Source organism: Thalassobacillus sp. CUG 92003 (genome assembly GCF_013618635.1).
GTDB lineage: Bacteria > Bacillota > Bacilli > Bacillales > Halobacillaceae > CUG-92003.
In genome coordinates this window covers 1-19805 of the sequence record NZ_JABLSJ010000003.1, presented here as the reverse complement: position 1 = coordinate 19805, position 19805 = coordinate 1, and the positions used below count along the sequence as shown (strand labels likewise).

Annotated in this window: 18 protein-coding genes; 9 read left to right on the top strand and 9 right to left on the bottom strand. The window is 43.2% G+C overall.

The features are described from left to right. Nucleotides 1-43: 43 nt before the first annotated feature. Complete coding sequence (locus tag HOP45_RS04905; protein WP_181347811.1) at nucleotides 44-544, top strand: GNAT family N-acetyltransferase; 501 nt, start codon at nucleotides 44-46, stop codon at nucleotides 542-544. 97 nt (nucleotides 545-641) lie between these two features. Here HOP45_RS04905 and HOP45_RS04900 read toward each other — a convergent pair whose 3' ends face one another. The 6 genes from HOP45_RS04900 to HOP45_RS04875 all read right to left on the bottom strand — a co-directional run bounded on the left by HOP45_RS04900 (nucleotide 642) and on the right by HOP45_RS04875 (nucleotide 7670). Continuing rightward, complete coding sequence (locus HOP45_RS04900; protein ID WP_181347810.1) at nucleotides 642-1127, bottom strand: DinB family protein; 486 nt, start codon at nucleotides 1125-1127, stop codon at nucleotides 642-644. Nucleotides 1128-1898: 771 nt separating this feature from the next. Continuing rightward, nucleotides 1899-2936, bottom strand: coding sequence for a Gfo/Idh/MocA family protein (locus tag HOP45_RS04895; RefSeq protein WP_181347809.1), 1038 nt, complete (start codon nucleotides 2934-2936; stop codon nucleotides 1899-1901). An 11-nt stretch (nucleotides 2937-2947) separates the two neighbouring features. After that, complete coding sequence (locus HOP45_RS04890) at nucleotides 2948-3925, bottom strand: ABC transporter permease (protein ID WP_255437493.1); 978 nt, start codon at nucleotides 3923-3925, stop codon at nucleotides 2948-2950. Further along, nucleotides 3894-5432, bottom strand: a complete 1539-nt coding sequence (locus HOP45_RS04885; protein WP_370457945.1) for a sugar ABC transporter ATP-binding protein — start codon at nucleotides 5430-5432, stop codon at nucleotides 3894-3896. Before HOP45_RS04885 ends, HOP45_RS04890 begins: the two co-directional genes overlap by 32 nt. Before the next feature lie 171 nt (nucleotides 5433-5603). Further along, nucleotides 5604-6557 carry a substrate-binding domain-containing protein gene (locus tag HOP45_RS04880; protein WP_181347808.1) on the bottom strand — a complete coding sequence of 318 codons (954 nt, stop codon included), beginning with the start codon at nucleotides 6555-6557 and terminating at the stop codon, nucleotides 5604-5606. Nucleotides 6558-6680: 123 nt separating this feature from the next. Further along, nucleotides 6681-7670, bottom strand: a complete 990-nt coding sequence (locus HOP45_RS04875) for a LacI family DNA-binding transcriptional regulator (protein WP_181347807.1) — start codon at nucleotides 7668-7670, stop codon at nucleotides 6681-6683. A gap of 235 nt (nucleotides 7671-7905) precedes the next feature. On the opposite strand from HOP45_RS04875, the gene HOP45_RS04870 reads away from it, so the two are divergent. The 5 genes from HOP45_RS04870 to HOP45_RS04850 all read left to right on the top strand — a co-directional run bounded on the left by HOP45_RS04870 (nucleotide 7906) and on the right by HOP45_RS04850 (nucleotide 14259). Then, nucleotides 7906-8874 (top strand): sugar phosphate isomerase/epimerase family protein, encoded by a 969-nt coding sequence (locus HOP45_RS04870; RefSeq protein WP_181347806.1) that lies wholly within the window; start codon nucleotides 7906-7908, stop codon nucleotides 8872-8874. 420 nt (nucleotides 8875-9294) lie between these two features. Continuing rightward, a complete protein-coding gene (locus tag HOP45_RS04865) occupies nucleotides 9295-10347 on the top strand; it encodes a C45 family autoproteolytic acyltransferase/hydrolase (RefSeq protein ID WP_181347805.1) in 1053 nt (350 codons plus the stop codon). Nucleotides 10348-10455: 108 nt separating this feature from the next. Further along, a complete protein-coding gene (locus HOP45_RS04860; RefSeq protein WP_181347804.1) occupies nucleotides 10456-11529 on the top strand; it encodes a CdaR family transcriptional regulator in 1074 nt (357 codons plus the stop codon). Nucleotides 11530-11719: 190 nt separating this feature from the next. Beyond that, entirely contained in the window at nucleotides 11720-12844 is a 1125-nt protein-coding gene (locus HOP45_RS04855) for a glycerate kinase (RefSeq protein WP_181347803.1), read from the top strand. A gap of 59 nt (nucleotides 12845-12903) precedes the next feature. Further along, nucleotides 12904-14259: a GntP family permease gene (locus HOP45_RS04850; RefSeq protein WP_181347802.1), complete on the top strand. Its 1356-nt coding sequence runs from the start codon at nucleotides 12904-12906 to the stop codon at nucleotides 14257-14259. Nucleotides 14260-14389: 130 nt separating this feature from the next. On the opposite strand, the gene HOP45_RS04845 is transcribed toward HOP45_RS04850, so the two are convergent. The 3 genes from HOP45_RS04845 to HOP45_RS04835 form a co-directional block, all read right to left on the bottom strand. Next, nucleotides 14390-15325 (bottom strand): bile acid:sodium symporter family protein, encoded by a 936-nt coding sequence (locus HOP45_RS04845; protein WP_181347801.1) that lies wholly within the window; start codon nucleotides 15323-15325, stop codon nucleotides 14390-14392. 370 nt (nucleotides 15326-15695) lie between these two features. Continuing rightward, complete coding sequence (locus HOP45_RS04840; RefSeq protein WP_255437513.1) at nucleotides 15696-16094, bottom strand: M67 family metallopeptidase; 399 nt, start codon at nucleotides 16092-16094, stop codon at nucleotides 15696-15698. Between the two features lie 14 nt (nucleotides 16095-16108). Beyond that, complete coding sequence (locus tag HOP45_RS04835; protein WP_181347799.1) at nucleotides 16109-17245, bottom strand: hypothetical protein; 1137 nt, start codon at nucleotides 17243-17245, stop codon at nucleotides 16109-16111. 303 nt (nucleotides 17246-17548) lie between these two features. Between HOP45_RS04835 and HOP45_RS04830 the strand changes: the two genes are divergently transcribed. The 3 genes from HOP45_RS04830 to HOP45_RS04820 all read left to right on the top strand — a co-directional run bounded on the left by HOP45_RS04830 (nucleotide 17549) and on the right by HOP45_RS04820 (nucleotide 19709). Then, nucleotides 17549-18094, top strand: coding sequence for a hypothetical protein (locus HOP45_RS04830; protein WP_181347798.1), 546 nt, complete (start codon nucleotides 17549-17551; stop codon nucleotides 18092-18094). 15 nt (nucleotides 18095-18109) lie between these two features. Next, on the top strand, nucleotides 18110-18430 hold the full coding sequence (locus HOP45_RS04825) for a hypothetical protein (RefSeq protein ID WP_181347797.1): 321 nt from the start codon (nucleotides 18110-18112) through the stop codon (nucleotides 18428-18430). Nucleotides 18431-18518: 88 nt separating this feature from the next. Next, nucleotides 18519-19709 (top strand): coiled-coil domain-containing protein, encoded by a 1191-nt coding sequence (locus HOP45_RS04820; protein WP_181347796.1) that lies wholly within the window; start codon nucleotides 18519-18521, stop codon nucleotides 19707-19709. Nucleotides 19710-19805: the final 96 nt, after the last annotated feature.

Here is a 19805-nt window from a genome sequence, read left to right as displayed (position 1 = left end):
GTTTCAAAAATAAACCACGAGAGGGAGATGGGAGCGCTGTTTTTTGATCCACATTATGAAAGCTGATGAAAGCCATGTAGAGGGAATTTCAAGTGTATGTACGAGGGCATATTGGGCTACATATGGGGAAACGCACTCAAAAGATTATATTGAAAGAGTAGTTAACGATTTTTATAATCACGCGAGAATATTGAGGGAAGTAACAGAATCCAATCGTAATTGGGGTGGATATTTTGTTGCTTTAGAAAATGGGGTAGTAGTCGGAGCAGGAGGCGGAGGAATGATAGCTGATGAAATCGGAGAACTGTTCGTCTTATACCTTGACCCTGCTAGAAGAAATGAAGGAATTGGCACCAAATTATTGGATGTTATAACGAAACAACAAAAAAATGACTATGGAGCAACTAAGCAATGGGTGTCTGTTCAAAAAGGCAATATGAAGGGGGTTCCTTTCTATGAAGCTAAGGGGTTCACATTTCAACATGAAAAAGTAACTCAACAAAATCCGATGTATGTTAAATTAAGATACGCGAGAGAGATTTAATTCAATTTTTTCTTCAACAAAAAGGGCACCTTGATGACCTTGGTAAGAAAACAGCATGCAGAGTCTGTATCTGCATGCTGGTGGATTAATCATATAGTCAGCTTACGTTTGCTTTGATTTCTTTTATTTGGTCAAGGTGGCGTAATTCATGCCAGCCAATAAACTCAGTCCATTGCTCTAAATCCATTTCGCCAAATGCCGGATGAGGGACGGTCCTGTTCTGCAGGATATCCTGGTCTTTATTATGGATTAAAAAATAGGTGGCCTCACGTGATTTCTTAAGACCCTGCTTGGCATCTTCAAGCGCTTGAAACGCTCCTCTCGGTTGGACGGCTCCCGGAGCTTCAACCTTATAGTCGCGGTTTGTAGCCCGATGGATGGGTTTTGACGTGGCATTCTTCTTGTCGCCTTGTTTAATAGCCTGAGACATTTGATGAACAATCAACTGTTCCATTAAATAAAGGTGTTCTAACACTTCGAGAATGGACCACGCATTTTCTTCTGGCTTTATCCGTGCTTCTTCATTCGTGAGCTCTTCAACAAAATCGAGGAGTTCTTGTCGTTTCTCATCCAAGCCGTACATGTCGTTCATCCTTTCTTGAATCATGATATAACGAGTGTATCACAGAGAGCGCTTTCATTCTCATCATCTACTCATCTATTAGAAAAATGACCCGGAGTATGGTGACATACTTTAATACTTTCCTAGTGGAACAAGCAGAAGCCCATTCATGTTTCATTGAAATGGAGAGGTAACATCGTATGCGCTGTTTCATGGGCCTGGTAGTCCTCATCATTGAGAACCGTGTTGGCGAGGTTCGTTCATTTCCATGTTGAAAGGGGTGGCTTTGAAACGGCGAGACTCCCCTCTGAGAGCGGAGGCGTCTTGACCAGCGGCGTATGGACTGGACTGAGCTGGAGGAGATAAAGGAAACACGAAGAATAACGTGATTCGATGTTGACTTATCGTACAGAAGCGAAGGAAGTCACACTAGCCGCTAGACGCCGAAGCTGGATAGTTCAAATACGGCTGACCTTTTAACTAAGGGAAAAATTATCAATAGTTAATAAGCGGGAAGAGGAGCTCGGCAAGACCCCACAGGGAGCGACGCGACCGAGGCAGGCTTGCCGGTTCCCCGCAGGAAAGCGAGTTGTTTCAAAAGCCACCCCTCTTCCATATAATGTAACGAACCCCTGTTAACTCGAGTGTTTCACGCTCTATAATGAAATAACACGAATATGATAAAGAACAGGTTGTCACTTATAATTTAGATATAAGCAAAAAACAAGGAACTTCCATCATTAGGAAGCTCCTTGTTTTTTGCTTGGAATAATAGATCTCATGATAGTACCGTTACCCGCGGTTCGGCAAGACGGACGATTCATCTTGAAGAAGCGCTACTATCACTTTAAGCGAGGTAAGAGCATCTTCTCCTGTGACGGGGGGATCGGTATCGTTCATGATGGACTCAATAAACGCGTCGATAACGCCGGTGGACGTTTGGTTATCGTTCGTCTGGATGGGCTCAATCGGGTATTTGGTGATATCCCCATCAATTGTTTCGACAATCAATTGGTTCTCGGGTTCGTGATAAAGTTTAATTACACCCTTTTCACAATAAATAGAGGTGCTATTATCTTCAGAGCCGTAGTAAGTCCAGGAAAATGAAGCAGTTCCTAAACGGCCTTTTTTCGTTTTAAGTGCGCACACAACGTTATCATAAACGGGAATGGGTTCGCCGTGTTCATTTACTTTATCCAGTGTGCCGCTGAACGAACGCGTTTCTGCAATTTCGTCATCTAAAAGGAAATGGAGAAGGTCGATTTTGTGGATGCCAAGATCGCCTGCAACGCCGAAATGCGAACGTTCTTTTTTAAAGAACCAGGTACTGTTTGTTTTGTTGATTCCCCAATGTTCCGGTCCCTTATGGCCGAACGAGGTCTTGAAGGTCAACACATCCCCTAGTTCTTTATTTTTTATCATCCTTTTTGCAGTTTGGTGAGCCTTTGTGAACCGTTGGTTATGATCCACCATCAACTTTTTACCGGATTTCGTTTGGGCTTCAAGGATAGATTCTGCTTGTTCAATACTTACGGCTATCGGTTTTTCACATAACACATGCTTACCGTTCAACAAGGCATTCGGGGTGTTGATGTGATGGTTTTCATTTGAGGAGCAATCACTGAGAGCTATAATGTCTGGGTTGTGAAGAAGATCTTCGATTGTGTCGGCGACATCGCCGCTAAACTCTGAAGCCAAGCGTTGTGCTCGTTCAATGTTTCGGTCATAAAACACAATGTTTTTTACATATGGGTTAGCTTTGTACTCCGGCGCATGACGGAAGCGCGTAATGGAGCCGCACCCAATAATTCCGACGGTGATTTGTGTCATGATTTACCTCCTTATTCTTTCTTTTGAAATAACACAGCAATGATGATAATGAGCCCTTTAACAAGTCCTTGAAGGTAAGGGGATACGTTCATCAAATTCATCATATTGTTTAAAACACCTAGCAGTAGTATTCCGAAAAAGGTTCCGATGATTTTACCTTTTCCTCCCGTCATGCGCGTGCCTCCGATTATGACGGCGGCAATGGCGTCCAGCTCGTATAGATTACCTGAGCTGGAAGAGGAGATGGAGTTCAAACGAGATGTTTCAATGATTGCAGCAACTCCGACTAACAAGCTGCACAACGTGTATACCCCGATTTTAATACGATCGACACGAATCCCTGACAATAGGGCAGCCTTTTCATTACTTCCTAATGCGTAAACATAACGGCCAAAGCGTGTTTTTTGCATTAGTATGTAGATAAGCGCTGTTAATATAAGAAAGATAAAGATGGGGTACTCGATGATACCAATGGCGTTATTCGAGATGTTTGTAAAGCCCTCAACTTCCCCTGATTCACTGCCTCCGTCTGCAATATACAACGCGATAGAACGAGCCGCAGCCATCATACCAAGTGTCGCAATAAACGAAGCGATTCTTCCTTTTGCCACCAACACACCGTTGATAAAACCCGTCGCAGCACCAACAAGCAATGCAACAAGAACAGCGACTAGAATACTACCTGAGGCGTTTAACGCTAATACAGAAACGACCCCAAGCATGGCGAGGACAGAACCTACGGAAAGATCAATTCCCCCTGATAGCATAACGACCGTCATTCCTAGCGCGATGATGCCGATCGTTGAAACCTGCATCAGAATGTTGGTCATATTATGAATATCAAGAAAACGATCATTCAGGATAGAGGCAAGAATGAATATGATTAAGAAAGCGATGACCACGCTGTACTCCGACCATATCCATGAGAGATTCATTTTTTGATTATTGTGCGCGGGTTCATTGGGTGGTTTTTTCTGTACTTGAGCCAATTTTAACAGCCTCCTTTTTTGAGCCTGTGGCATACTCCATGATCAGTTCTTCCGAGGCAGCTTCGCGAGGGAAGTGTCCGGTTATTTCGCCTTGGAACATGACATATAAGCGGTTGCAAAATCTTAATATTTCTGGAGCTTCCGACGAGAGAATGATGATGGCTTTGCCAAGGTCCGCCATAGCTATGATCTGTTGATAAATTTCATTTTTAGCTCCAACATCTATCCCTTGGGTAGGGTTATCAAAAATAATGACGTCTGAGTTAACCTCCAGCCATTTTGCAATGATGACTTTCTGTTGATTGCCTCCACTTAATGAATCAATCATGACACTGGGGTCGTGGACTTTGATGTTTAAATCTTGTTGATAATCAGAGAATTTTTGTTTTTCTCTTTTTGAATTAATCAACCCTTTGTTCTCAAAGTGACCTAAGGACGATAAACTCATGTTTTGGATAACATTCAGATCTTTAATGATCGCGTTTTCTTTTCGGTTCTTAGGTACAAAGCCAATCCCGGATCTCAAGGCTTTCTGAGGGTGGGTGATGGTCACCTTTCGGCCGTGTACATGGATGTCTCCATGCTGCTTTTTTCGGTAGCCGAAAATGCATTCAAACAGCTCGGTTCTGCCATCGCCGGCTAGACCTGTAAACCCGACCACTTCGCCTTTGGAAATGCTAAAGCTGATATCACGGAACTCACGCTCACGCGTTAAATTATTCACGTGCAGGACAGGTTCTCCCAGGGTCCTATCAACATCATAGGCTTCCGTATTAACAGATTTACCTACCATGAGTTGTGTAATCTTATCAATATCTATATCTTGAATCTTCCCGGTTCCAACTAAAGATCCGTCTCTCAGCACGGTATAACGGTCACAAACTGCGGTTATTTCCTTCAATTTGTGCGAGATATAAATGATCGATACGCCCGACTTTTTCAGGGAGCGCATAAGCTCGAATAAACGGTCAGACTCCTGGTCAGTGAGGGCAGAGGTCGGCTCATCCATGATAATGATGTTGGCTTGTTTGAGGAGTGCTTTAGCAATTTCAATCATCTGTTTATAGGAGGTTTCCAAACTCGACACATAGGCTTTAGGATCGATGTAAACACCCAATTGCGAGAGCACGTCTTGGGTCTGTCTGCACATTTCTTTCACATCAATTAAGCCCCACTTGTTCCGGATTTCTGTTCCAAGAAACATATTTTCATAGACTTTCAAGTCGGGTACGACATTCAGTTCCTGGTGAATGAAACTGATGCCCTGCTGTTGAGCTGCGTGCGGACCATCCATTTTCATAACGTGACCATGGCATTCAATCTGTCCATCATCAGGTTGAAGAACTCCGCCTAGAATATTCATTAAGGTTGATTTGCCAGCCCCATTTTCACCTAATAACGCGTGAATTTCTCCTCGTTCCAGTGAGAAATCCACACCGTGAAGCACGTTCACTTGATTAAAAGATTTTTTGATCCCAGTCATGTTTAAAACCGTTTCATCATGCACGACGTTGACCCACCTTTACTTTTCTATCGTAATTGCCCGCAATCAGTAGGCAGATGCTGAGTTATGAGAGGTGAGGGGAGGGGAGGACCCCCCTCAACCAATGCTGGAACTCAGTCATTTATCTGGGGATAAAAGAGGAAATACGGCAATAGCTACCGTATTTCACTGTGATTAGTATGCAGAATCTTCTTCATAGTGCTCATCAACGTTTTTATCCGTAATTTTAGTCGCTTCTTTCACTACTGTTTCTTCTTCGACCTCACCGCCATTGGCTAGGTCTGCTGCAATGTCCACTCCATCGTTGACCATAAGAGGAGAGTACAAAAAGGTAGCTTGAATTAATCCGTCATTTTGAATATTTTCATATACCTCTTTATGTCCGCCTGCACCTGTGATGAATTGAATGTCTGACCGGTCAGCTTCGTTAATCGCTTGCAAGACCCCTAAGGCCATTTCGTCATCATGTGTGTAAACAGCATCAATTTCTGGTTGGGCCTGAAGGATATTTTCCATTACTTTAAGAGAGGCTTCTGTTTGGAAATCACCTGACTGAGAAGCGACGACCTCAATGTCCGTGCCTTCAATCGATTCTTGGAAACCTTCGGAGCGGAGCGTGGTAACGGAACTTGGCACCCCTGTGATTTCAACTACTTTCCCGCTTCCGCCTAATTGGTCTGCTATGTACTTACCAGCATTAAGACCAATTCCTTTGTTGTCACCTTTAACGAGAACGTCTGATGAATCATTCGTGAGCTCACGGTCAACTACAACGAGCGGAATATCAGCTTCCTTAATTTTTGTTCCCATCGGCGTTAAAGCCTCTGATTCAATCGGGAGCATAACAATGGCATCGACGTCTTGGGCAATCAAGTCTTCGATGTTATTGGCTTGGTTGTTGGGATCTTCGGCGGTTGTGAACACGTAATCATCTATCGTTCCATCTTCTTTCAACGACTTGGCTTGATTTTCAGCGTTGTCAATAAGTGCACCCATCCAACCGTGATCAGCAGAAGGGAGGGCAATCCCCAGAACAACTTCATCTTCACTGCCTGAACTTTCATTCGAACACCCTACAATACTTACAACGAACAAACTGGCCAAAATTAAGGAAAGTACCCGTTTCATTCATAACCACCCCTTACCATTATTTGAAGCGACTGCTCTCTTTCACTTTGTAATCGATTACATAATTGAGAACAGTTTACCGGCATTAAATACATTTAATGCCGGTATGCTATTCTCAAGATATCAGCCCATTGTTGATTCGCGAATGACTAATTCATGATCCAATGTGATATTATCCACTGGCTGGCCTTTCATCTTATCAAGCAGCATCGTGGCTGCTGTACAGCCCATCTTATACATAGGTTGCGAGATTGTTGTCAGGGTAGGATTCGTCATGCTGGAGAATATGATCTTATCAAAACCGATCACTGCCATGTCGTTTGGAACCTGAATGCCACGTGCGTTCAATTCTTTCAAAGCACCAATAGCTAAAATGTCTGACACCGTGAATATAGCGGTAGGGGGATCGTGTAGGTGGAGCAGCTTTCGTACCGCCTGCTGCCCGTTCTCAAATCCTAACTGGTGTGTGTGGTAGATCCAGTCTTCTTGAATCGGAAGGTTGAATTCTGTTAAGGCTTTCTCATAGCCTTTTCTTCGCTGGCGGGCATATAAAAACGTTTCGTCGGAGTTGATCAAAGCAATTTTGTGATGCCCGATTTTGATTAAATGTTTGACAGCTTGATAAGCGGCTGCTTCATTATCAATGGTGACATAGGGGATCGAGCCATTTTCTGTGTACTCGCTGCATTGAATGATTGCGTGATGTTCAGCCAATTCATGAAGTTTTTCTCGATTCACTGCGGGGTCCATTGAAATGATGCCATCTGCAAGTTTCCTTCTCATGAGGTCAAAGTAAATGTTTTCCCGCTCAGGATTGGAGTCTGTATCACACAATAGAATGTTGTATTGATGGTTGAGGGCCGTGTCTTCAATACCGTTGATGATTTCGGTGTAAAACGGGTTTGAAATGCTCGGGATCAATACCAGCAGGAGACGACTTTCCGAGTTTCTTAAATTACGTCCCAGTATGCTTGGCTCATAGTTCAATTCTTTAATGGCGTCTTCGACTTTCAATTTCGTTTTACTGGTGACTTTTGCATTCCCATTAAGAAATCGAGATACCGTGGCCACGGATACACCAGCTTTTTGAGCGACTTGTTGGATATTTGCCATGACGTTTCCTTCTTTCAGTTGGAGAGTGTGAGCTAATTTGTAATCGTTTACATGTCAAATAATATAGCGATATGAAATAAATGTCAACACTATTTATCCATTAAATATCGACTATATATGACGTTTATTATTCGGCACTATTTTTAGTTGATTTTCTTTCCATTCTTATTTAAGCTAAAATGTAAAGGATTACATGTTTGTATTTTCTGAAAATTAACGAGGGGTGGGACGTAAAATGAAACTTGGTGTATTCACCGTTTTATTTTCTGAGAAAAGGTTTGATGACATGTTGGACTATGTCGCATCGAAAGGGTTGGAGGCAATCGAGCTTGGCACGGGCGGTTATCCAGGTGAGGCGCATTGCAAAATTGAAGAATTGTTGACCGATCCTGAGAAACAAGCTGCATTCAAAGAGAAAATTAACCGACGTGGCCTTATGATCAGTGCCTTAAGCTGTCATGCCAATCCACTCCATCCGCAGCAGGCGCTCGCAGAAGAAGCAGACCGCTTATTTGATAAAACATTAGAACTTGCCCATCAACTTGGCGTTCCAGTCGTTAACACATTCTCCGGGTGTCCTGGCGACCATGAAGATGCCAAGTACCCGAACTGGCCTGTGTCGCCTTGGCCATCTGACTTTCAAGAAATCTTAAAATGGCAATGGGAAGAAAAAGTGATTCCTTATTGGAAAAACAAGGCGGCTCGTGCAGAAGAAGTGGGTGTCAAAATCGGTTTAGAGTTACACGGCGGTTTTTCCGTACATACTCCCGCCAATTTATTATATTTGCGAAAAGCCTGTGGCCCCGCTATTGGGGCAAACCTAGACCCAAGTCATATGTGGTGGCAGGGAATCGATCCGGTAGAGTCGATAAAAATATTGGCCAGGGAAGGAGCCATTCATCATTTCCATGCTAAAGATACGGTGATTGACCAGCCTAATACGAATCGTAACGGGTTGACCGATATGACCCCATACTCGAATATGCAGGACCGTTCCTGGTATTTCCGCTCCGTCGGCTTTGGACACGATTCAAAAGTGTGGGCTGACATGATCAGCGCGCTTCGTCTGTATGGTTATGATTATGTCGTAAGCATTGAACACGAAGACGGACTGATGTCGATAGAAGAAGGGTTTACCAAAGCCGTCCACACGCTGGAGTCTGTCATGGTTAAAGAATCAGCCCCTGAGATGTGGTGGGCATAATCAGTGCTTCCTTGCTAGCGAACGCGGTCGATATCGTTCACATAATAAGCAGTCCGATTTGGGGCTGCTTATTTTTGTTGCGCAGATTTTGCAGGGAGACGTCGATGAGCTGCAAATTTTTGAGGCCAGAATACCGGAAATGCGTGGAAAGGACGCAAATTTGCAAAGAAACCTCACAAAGTTGCAAAGAAATGCGCGGAAGTTGAACGGAAATTCCGGAAAGGTGCTCAGAAACGCAACTGACGTTTTTTTAAGTCCATGTTGAGGTGAAAATCGCCCAAGCTCGGCCCAAAATCGCCAGCTAAGCAAGATTGTGAGGCGGCGAACCAGCGCATCAGGTCGGTTTTCTTTATCTGACGCTTTATTTTCCGTTAAGATGATTTTGTATCAGCATGAATTCAATAAAAGAAGGTGCACATAATGAAGGCGATCTATAGTGATGTATTACAATATCGAGGCACGCATTATGATTTCGGTTATTGGCAAGGTGAAATGCTGCGAGATTCGCTTACGGTCAGGAATCGTGAGAAACAGTGGAAAGTGAGGAAACCGCGTTTTACTGTTGAGGAAGAGGAAGTGAAAGCCGCGATCACACAGTTTGCACCTGGCCTTTGGGATGAGCTGATCGGTTTGGGTGATGCGCTGAATTGGTCGATGGAACGGACGATGATGGAATTTGGCGGGTATCGGGTAGAATATGAAAAATCAGGATGTTCGATATTAACAGGTGACGGGTATTTTGTCAGGAATTATGATTATCAGCCTAAGACATATGAAGGTCGTTATGTATTTTTTCAGCCGACCGATCAAGGCTACGCTACGGCTGGGCCAAGCCAACGTATTACGGGACGCATGGATGGGATGAATGAAAAGGGGCTGGTTCTCGGCTATAACTTCATGCATCGCAAGAAACCTGGTGATGGATTCATCTGCTGCACCATTGGCCGGTTGATCTTGGAATCGTGTGCTAATGTGACAGAAGCTGTGGCCATGTTGAAAGAGATCCCGCATCGCCATTCGTTCAGTTATACAGTATTTGATTCTTCAGGGAAAACGTTTATCGTTGAAGCATCGCCCCGTGACGTGGCCGTGCGGGAGTCTAATGTATGTACGAATCATTTTGAAACATTAACGCGGGAAAACCGGAATCATTTAACTGATTCTTATCAACGGATGAATGCCATGCAAGCGCGGCAGAACGAGATTTCGGAAGCCTATGATGCCTTCCGGTTGCTGAATGATACCGATCAAGGTGTTTTTTCCAAGAAGTATAAGAACTGGGCCGGGACGATTCATACCTCAGCCTATTTTCCACGTGAGAAAAAGATGTGGTTCGCCCTTGGCGGCGATCGGAGACCCATTGAGTTCGATTTTAATCGCTGGCTGGCTGGCGAAGATTTGACGGTGGTTCGTATCAAGGGTGAAGTGGACACTGATCTTCCTTTTCCTCATATAGATGAAAATGCGCGATGAAATTTGTCCACTGACAACCGCTTGGAGGTTGCAGTGGACATTTTATGTTTCTTGCAGATAAAGTTGATACAATAAATGTCACACTAATAGAAAGGGGGGGGCACAACCATGTTGACAAAAGAGTTAGGTAACGAAATTATTCAACGTCTGTCTGAATATATAGAATGTCCGATTAATTTGATGAATGCGAGCGGTAAAATCGTCGCGAGTACTGACAATGACAGGGTGGAACAATTGCATGGAGGCGCTGAAAAGGTGATTGAATATTTAGAGCCTCAAAGCATTAATCATGAGGATGTCGATCAATTCTCGAATGTAAAACCAGGTGTTAACCTGCCTATTTTTCATCGCGGTCAACTTGCTGGTGTTGTTGGTCTTACGGGAAAACCTGAGGAGGTCGTTCAGGCAGCGGGCATGACACGGGGATCTGTAGAGATCGCATTAGAGCAAATTTATGTTCAGCGCCAGTCATTTTATCAAGAAAGATTATGGAGTCATTGGCTGCAACAGCTTTTTCATCCTAGTTCATTCGACGAGCATCACGTGCAACAAGAGGCCACTTACACATTGAATGTTGAGACAGGAACGTGGTGGTGTGTGGTTGTTTTCGTAACGAAGAATCATTTTGACATGGCTGAACGGATACGATCGCTTTTTGAAGAGGAGCATTTAAATCCTTTATTTGTCATGCCTTACCAGGAAAGCTCAATTATTACGGCCCTCCCTGTGACAGAGGTGATGTCCTCATTGTATGAGTTGGGCCACAATAACGTAGGGCAGGATGTGAGGGTAGGCCTTGGCGATAGGGGCTACGGGATTCGGGGGATCCGTCAGTCGTATTTCCAGGCTTGGGAAGCCCTTGACTTATCGGATCAAGATGTCACAGTTGCGTATAGCGGAGATTATGAGATGGAACGGGTGCTGAACAGTGTCGATGAAACTGTCTATCAGGACGTAGCTGCCAAATACAGAGAACGTCTCGAGACCTTAGATCACCTCTATACGGCGACGTTGGATTGTTATTTTAAGCGTAATTTCAAGCAAAACCTTACTGCTGAAACATTGCATATCCATCGCAATACACTTGTTTACAGACTTGAACAAGTGAAGCAAAAAACAGGTTTGGACCCACGCGTATTCAATCAAGCGATCATATTGCAGGTGCTCTTGATTAAAAAGTGATGTTTCCCATAACCCCGATTATCCGAAAAACACAGCTGCGATATCGTCTGGTAACAACAAAGCAAGAGTATTTTTGTGCATATGCACAAGTATGCGTTTTCAATGTTCTGAAAATTTTGTCTGCGTTGCCGATTGTTTTTAACCGCATTTTTCGTTTCAATAGACATATCGAAGAGAAAGGAAGTCAGCCATGAACATTGTCGTTGCACCCGATTCATTTAAAGGTAGTTTATCTTCAGTTCACGTCTCTGAAGCAATGCGTGACGCTTTTTTATCTGTTAATCCAAAAAGCGAAGTCGTCCTGAAGCCTATGGCAGACGGTGGGGAAGGGACGCTCGATGCACTATCGAAAGCCACAAACGGCAGGAAGGTGCCATTTGCATGTACAGGTCCGCTTGGTGAAGCATCAAACAGCTGGTATGTCGAATTAGACAATTGTACAGCTGTCATCGAGGGTGCAATCATCGCAGGCTTGCCACTTGTCCCGGAAGCCCAACAAAATCCAGACTGGACGACGTCCTATGGTATTGGAGAGGCGATTATCCACGCTTTGGATCGCGGCAACACGTCGTTAATTTTGACATTAGGAGGGAGTTCAACCAATGACGGAGGGCTGGGTTTGCTGCAAGCCCTTGGCATGAAAGCGATGGATACAGAAGGCAACAAAGTGGGAAACCGCGGCAAGGATTTATTCGCAGTGGCGGACATAGACATCTCCCAACTGGATCCGCGTCTCCAGACTGCTGACATTCAGGTGGCTTGTGATGTGGATAACCCTCTTACAGGAGAAAATGGAGCAAGTTATGTCTATGGCCCACAAAAAGGGGCTGATGCCACACAAATTCAAGCGTATGATCAAGCACTTAACGATTATGGCCTGTTAATAGAAAAAGCCTTCGATCGAACGATTATGAATCATAAAGGAGCAGGTGCAGCAGGAGGGCTGGGCTTCGCATTATTAGCTGTAGGAGGGGGGTTCCAATCCGGTGCAAAACTGGTGGCAGATGCGATAGGGCTCCCGGCATCGATCCAGCGAGCTGACTTGATCGTCACAGGGGAAGGGGAAAGCAACCACCAAACGTTGTATGGTAAGGCGCCGGGCTACGTTGCAGAATTAGCACAGCGTTATAACAAACCTGTCCTCCTGATTTCGGGGAGTCTGACAGGAGACATCATCCCATTAAATAAAGTGTTCACCGGATGTTTTGGCATACCAAAGGGGCCGATGAGTTTGGAGAAGTGTTTAGATCAGGCCGATCGTCTTGTGTTTCAAACAACGCAGCAATTAGCTTTTGTTCTTGATACTTTCCGGTGAGTATAGGTCAAATGTTACGGGTGGTATCGGGAATAGTTTATTATTAAAGGAGTGACAACATGGAAGGTATTGGACTCATTTTAATCATTATTTTAGGCGTCTTGTTTGTCATTTTTGCGACGTCGAAACTTAATCTTCATCCCTTTTTATCATTATTGATTGCAGCATTTGCAATTGGTATTCTCTCGGGTTCACCGTTAAGTGAAGTTGTGGAAGCCGTCAATTCAGGATTCGGAGGTCTTATGGGCGGCATTGGGCTGGTCATCGTCTTTGGCACCATTATCGGCGTTATTTTAGAAAAATCAGGAGCTGCGTTCAGGATGGCTGAAGTCGTGCTGCGCATGGTAGGAGAGCAACGCCCGCAGCTTGCAATGAGTGCCATTGGCAGTATTGTCAGTGTCCCCGTATTTTGTGATTCAGGTTATGTCATTTTATCGTCACTGAAGAAAGCGCTTGCAAAAAGAGCGAAGGTCTCAATAGCCTCAATGGCTATAGCTCTTTCAACAGGGTTATTTGCCACCCATACGCTAGTTCCGCCTACTCCCGGACCCATTGCAGCAGCGGGGAATATTGGAGCGGAAAATTATTTAGGTACGGTTATCTTATTTGGAATCATTGTAGCAATTCCTGTCATCATAGCCGGATATTTATGGGCGATGAAAGCAGGGACACAAATTGAAGTAGAGGGGGAGCATGAAGGCGTTTATGATTATGAAACAGTCTTAAAAGAATTTGGCGATATGCCTTCGACCTTGAAGTCTTTCGCGCCTATTGTGCTTCCAATCTTATTAATCGGATGGAGTTCCATCATCACGTTTGCCGGATGGTCAGGCGCATTCTTCGATGTTTTTCTTTTCTTAGGCTCGCCAGTGGTCGCGCTGCTAGTTGGCGTATTAACCGCTTTTACCCTCCTTCCAAAGTTTGATGAAGAAACGTTGTCAGAGTGGATCGGTATCGGAATAAAAGAAGCAGCCCCGATCTTACTTATTACAGGAGCCGGAGGTGCGTTTGGTTCTGTCATTAGCTCGACAAACGTAGCTGAGCTCATTAAAGGGGTAGCCGGGAACGAGATATTGTCTGGAATCTTGTTTATATTCATCCCGTTTGTCATCGCTGCCGCCTTAAAAAGTGCTCAAGGTTCATCCACTGCAGCGATTGTCATCACCTCGACTTTGATTGCGCCTTTACTGCCTCAAGTTGGAGTCGAAGGTGCTGTGCCGCTTTCTCTGGTGGTTATGTCAGTCGGAGCTGGTGCGATGGTTGTCTCCCATATTAATGATAGTTACTTCTGGGTTGTGAAAGAATTTAGCGGGATGTCCATCACGCAAGCTTACAAAGCTCAGACGACAGGCACGCTTATCCAAGGGGTAGTAGCGATTGTCGTAACATCTATACTTTGGTTTATGCTTGCATAATACGTAAAACGTGACATAAATAATGTAAGACACAAAAATGCCAAACAATGTTCGGCATTTTTGTGTCTTATTTAGTAGGGTCCTGGTCTCTTTTCTGCTTATAGCAAACAATAAATACACGATCGGAATATTAGTTTTCGCGTTCCTTTTGTTTTCGGAAAATGGTAGCGATAATTGGACCGGAAATATTGTGCCATACACTGAATATCGCACTCGGAACAGCAGCTAGAGGACTGAAATGAGCAGCAGCTAAAGATGCACCAAGTCCGGAATTTTGCATGCCTACTTCGATCGAGACAGCTCTTTGTTTAGAAGGCTCCATGTTAAACACTTTGCCAAGACCGTACCCTGTTAAATAACCGAGGATATTATGGAGCACGACAATCGCAAATATGATGGCGCCTGTTTCAGCGATTTGAGACTGGTTCACACTGACCACAGCAGCTACAATTGCTACGATAGCTATGACGGAAACGAGGGGGAGTGCTTTGACACCAGCTTGAACTTTGCTGCCAAGTAAAGCTTTCACACCTAAACCGAGCAGGATTGGAATAATTACGATTTTAACGATTGACATGAAGAGCGCCCCAGCTGAAACCGGGAGCCATTGACTCGCAAACAAAAGGACGAGAGCCGGTGTCGCTAAAGGAGCAAGAAGGGTCGAGACGGCTGTAATGGACACCGAGAGTGCCGTATCTCCTTTTGAAAGGTAGGTCATGACGTTAGACGACGTTCCACCTGGACAACAGCCGACTAAAATGACCCCTACAGCCACTTCGGGTGATACAGGTAGCAATGTAGCGAGCGCGAAGGCGAGTAAAGGCATTAGTATGTACTGTGCACCGACACCTATAGCTACATCAAGTGGACGTTGAAACACGGCTTGAAAATCGTTGCGCGTTAACGTCAATCCCATTCCGAACATGATAATTCCAAGAAGCGGTACGATGTAGGGCGCAATCCATGTGAAACCCTCAGGCATTAAAAACGACAAAACGGCAAATAAGAGCACCCACACGGCAAATGTGTTCCCTACAAAACTGCTGATCCTTTCTAATAATTGCATAAAATTACCCTCCCATGAGCGATGTGTTAGTTTCAGATTATACAATGTCATCAACCTGGTTTAAAGCTTTAATACACAAAAATATTAACGCGGTGAACGTTTTGTTTACAAAAAACACCCCCTTCGCCTAATGGCTAAAGGAGGTGGAGTAGCTGTGATAAGTAGATGAATTAGTCAATTATTATGACTTTTTACCGCAGCCGCAGCCGCCTTTAATTACTTTTCTTCGTTTGGGTACAGAATGGATGACAGTCGGTTGCATATTTGAGACTCTATTGGATGCTGGCTGGGTTCTTCGAGAAGATTTAGCCCTCAAGATCATCATCTCCTTTTTCATATAGTATAAGCAAATCTTTGAGATATGAGAGGGCTATGATGTTGGTTTGATGAAAAAAGGGCATTCCCTATATGATTTTCCTGCGATGTCATAGCATTTCGCTTTTGGTGTCGTAAATTTATAGGAAACAATGAGCATCTTTATGTTCTGGTCCGCGTGACTGGCGAGATCAAACGAAGAAGGGACGGGCGCTGTGGAGGGGTGAGTGTGATAAATAGCGATGACATTTTCATTTCGTTGATTTATTTGATCTAACGTAGCTGATACGACCCGTTTATTGACAAAAAAACGCCGATCCGATTTAATTTCATTTTCGAAGGGCCAAAATGATAGGATCTCATAATCGATTCCGGCTAAGAGTCCGCAGCCTTCAAACGGAAGGCATGAATCCCCGTGTCTTACCATGGTTTCATAGACGTCAGCCGGAATCATCAATTGATGCTGGTTCACCATTTAAAGATGGAAAATAATGAGTTTTTTTGAGTTTTTTTATCCTTATTTTCGTTTTGGCTTTCTTCTTCTTTTTTTTCTTTTTTTATTTCTGCATTTTTTTCGATCTTGCGACTGATCCATTGTTGCTGAGTCTTGTTTCCATAATAAGAGGAACGCTCAGCATCAGACTGAATTGGCTTCGATTGCTCAGGTAATGCCTGATGGGTTGGGCTCTCCGTTTCTTTTGCAGGTGTATGGAGTGCTGGCTCCATTTGCGGTGATTCTTCCTGATGCGGATGATCGGTTTGGTTCTGGGTTAGCGGTAATAAGGGACGCTCATCCTGATCATCAGCGGAATCTTTATTTTTAAATTGAACTTTACTGGAACGCTTCGATTTCATGACATTTCGATTCAACTGTGAACGGGGATCCTGTGGTTGTTGATATCCCCGTTTCCTTTCGTTAATCGGATCATGCATCATCGGACGTGGGTTACTTCGGGGGGCAGGGTTGTTATATTGTGGCCGTCTACCACCTAAATTGTTTTTTTTTTCATTTGCCGAGTACTCGATATTGTTCGATGAGTCAATTAAATTTTGCAGCTTGCGAAAACTTGAAGGTTGATAATGCCCTTGATTTGCTTGCATTGGCTGCTGTGGAATCGGTTGCTGTTGAGGAGGCTGTTGTTGTGGCTGCTCTTTTGCATGGAGTGTCTGTTTTAATTGATAAATTTCTTCTTTGAGCGTATCTATTTCGTTGTTTTCCTCTGAGGATTTTTGAAATTCAAGCATGCTGTTCATCTTTTCGATCAAAAGATTGAAATTAACGTCATGCATTTTATTCATGAGAAATGTTACGTCTTGTTTGAGGTGATTGATCGAATCATTGACCGTCTGAATTTGAGCAGAGATATGTTCCACCTGCTGTTCATATTCATCGGTATGAAAATCTTTGTTTTCCTCCATTTGCTTCATTACTCCTTCTATTTGGGAAACTTGGGCTTTTATTCCGTGAACTTCACTTTTCATCAAAAGGTAATCTTCGACTGCATCTCCCGTTTTTAATGCTTCTAAGGTTTTTTTGTAAGTTTCAATTTTTTGTCTTAACGTATTAATGTCTTGAGTGTTGTATAACTTATACTGTTCCGTCACACTCATCACCCTTTTCAGCACACTATTATCTTATTGATTAACAATCAATACGTGACACGTGTGCCCATTTTTAATCATGTTCCCACTGTTGTTTAATTTCTACATTATATGTCAGTGATTAACGATTAATCCATTTTTATGGTTTTTGGTGGTTGATTGTAGCCAATTACGTGCGATTAGCTCATGCAGTGTTTCAAGATGCAATAACTTAGCGATTATCATTTGTGATGAAAAATAGAATCGTCTCATAAACATCTAGGAGAGTCGTATTCATATTCAACTCGATAAGGAGGTGAGACTGTAGTGAAACAGCAGAATGTGCATGCCCAAATCCTCCAATTGAATAGAGAAACGACCGATTGTCTGGAGAAAATTCGAGAAATGGCAGGAAAAGTGCCACTTCAACAAAGCATGAACGTCATTAGTTATTTCACCTATTCACTCAACCTCTCACATGATAACGAGATGGAAAATTTAAGTATCGGAAGCTATCATATCCTTAATGTAGGCACCGAACCTCTGAACAACCCCTTTATTTGCATCAAGCTTTCTCCCAATTCCATTTTTTCATTTTATGGAAAGTTTCTATATAGACAATCAAACCTCACGATGAATACGCCAGATGCCTGGGAACGGCTCAATGATAAAGAAGACAAAGAAGAATATTGGCTTAAACCCATTGGGACGGAAGTACTCGGCCCATCACAAATGATTTCTTTTTCAAATTTCCAAGTTAAATGGCTGCCTGAAGCTTCCTACTCAGAGAGCCTGATGGGGTTCACGTATGGAGATGAATTAAAAGACGGGCTTGCGGCGGTAAACCAAATTAATGTCAGTGGGACCGTTTAAGAAAGGAAGAGGTACATGAGTGATAAAGAAGCACACGATCCCGAAGTTTTATTGAAGCAATTGATACGTTATTACGTTAAGGATCAATTGTCTGATTTGAAAAATAGTGACGATAAACAAAATGGCTTCATTTTTTTAGAAAGCAAGACCGTTAATTTACTCTTGCTTTATTTAGTACTGAGTATGGAAAGAAAAAATCCATTGAGCAACGAGCGCACCTCTGAGGCAGCACCAATGGATAATGAAGCAATGGGAACCTTGTATAATGCAGCATCTGACCAAAAGGAGATCGCGGAAGAAATCCTCGGCTTATTCAAAGAGAAGATGAATCCATAAGTCAAGTAACCATCCTATCATTCTTACATATAGATAGTGTAAACGAGAGCCCATATGTGAGATGTACTCAAGTAAGGAGGTTACGGATATGAAGGTGGAGAACAATAAATCAGCCGATCCGATCCAGCTTCAGCAAAGTATCATTTATTACAAATCAGAATTAGCTAAGTATAAGGACAAAGTGCAAGATTATCAGGACAATTACCACTATAATCTTCTCGAAAAATTAAAATGGGAAAATGAGACGTACAGAAAAGAAAATGAAACACTCGCTCAACAATTAAACGAGAAAGATGCTGCCCTGGATAAACAGGTTAAGAAGCTGGAAGATCAAATTCAAGTACTGACGGTTCAGGAAGACATCTATGTATCTGTGTTGAAAGACCAGAAAGAAGAAATAGATGAGCTGGGCAAAGATAATTCCGCCTTGTTATTAGAAAATGCTGAGCTGTTAGAGCGGGAAATTGATTATCAGCTCAAGTTGGAGGAATTAAGTCAGGAAGTAGGGACGTTAAGCCGGCGTATTATTGAAAAGCAAGAGGAGATTACGAAGTTGGAAACGGAAGTCGGTTTACTACAAGAAGAAACCAAGAATCAAAATGAAACCATTTTGAATCAACACATTGAAACTGAACAATTATCGAACCAAGTTGAACAATTAACGCATGAAAATCAAACGCATTCGTATACTCTATCTGACCTTAAGACATTAAATCAGGAGTTACAAAAACAAGTTGAAGATCTTCACGCATCGATCTTTACATTGGAAGAGGAACGCACACAAACACAACGCGTTCATCATAATAGCGAATTGAAAATCGAAGCGCTTCAAAAGGATTTGCAAGGTTACGAGGATATGAAGCAGCAACTTAAGCAAATGCGTGATCAAGAATCCTCGCAAACTCGTGAGCTTCAAGCATTAAAGAGCCAACTTGAAACTGAGTCTGAACAGTTTGCTTCCCTGAAAAAAGACCATGATTATTACAAACAAGAAGCAGAAAAATTGCAAACCACGCATAATGAAGTGGCTGAAAAAATGGATAACTTTAAAGGTGATTTATCCTCCTTTTTCACGGATGGTTTACTGGTCAATGGGGAAGAAAGCGAAGAAGAATCAGCCGTGCTGATCACGTTGGATCAACAAATCAAAGAGCTGCTCCATCAATCATTTGATTATGAAGAAAAGTTGGATTCTAAATTTATCCTGATAAGTGAATTAGAAGATAAGCTTGAGGAACTGACCACTGAAATTGATGCGATTGAAGATCACATGTCGTGAAGAGAGCGAAAGAACGCTGAAATTATTCAGTGTTCTTTTTATGTGTGCCCGGCATGGGCATAAACTATAGGGTTCAAGTCCCGAACGGCGAAGGTC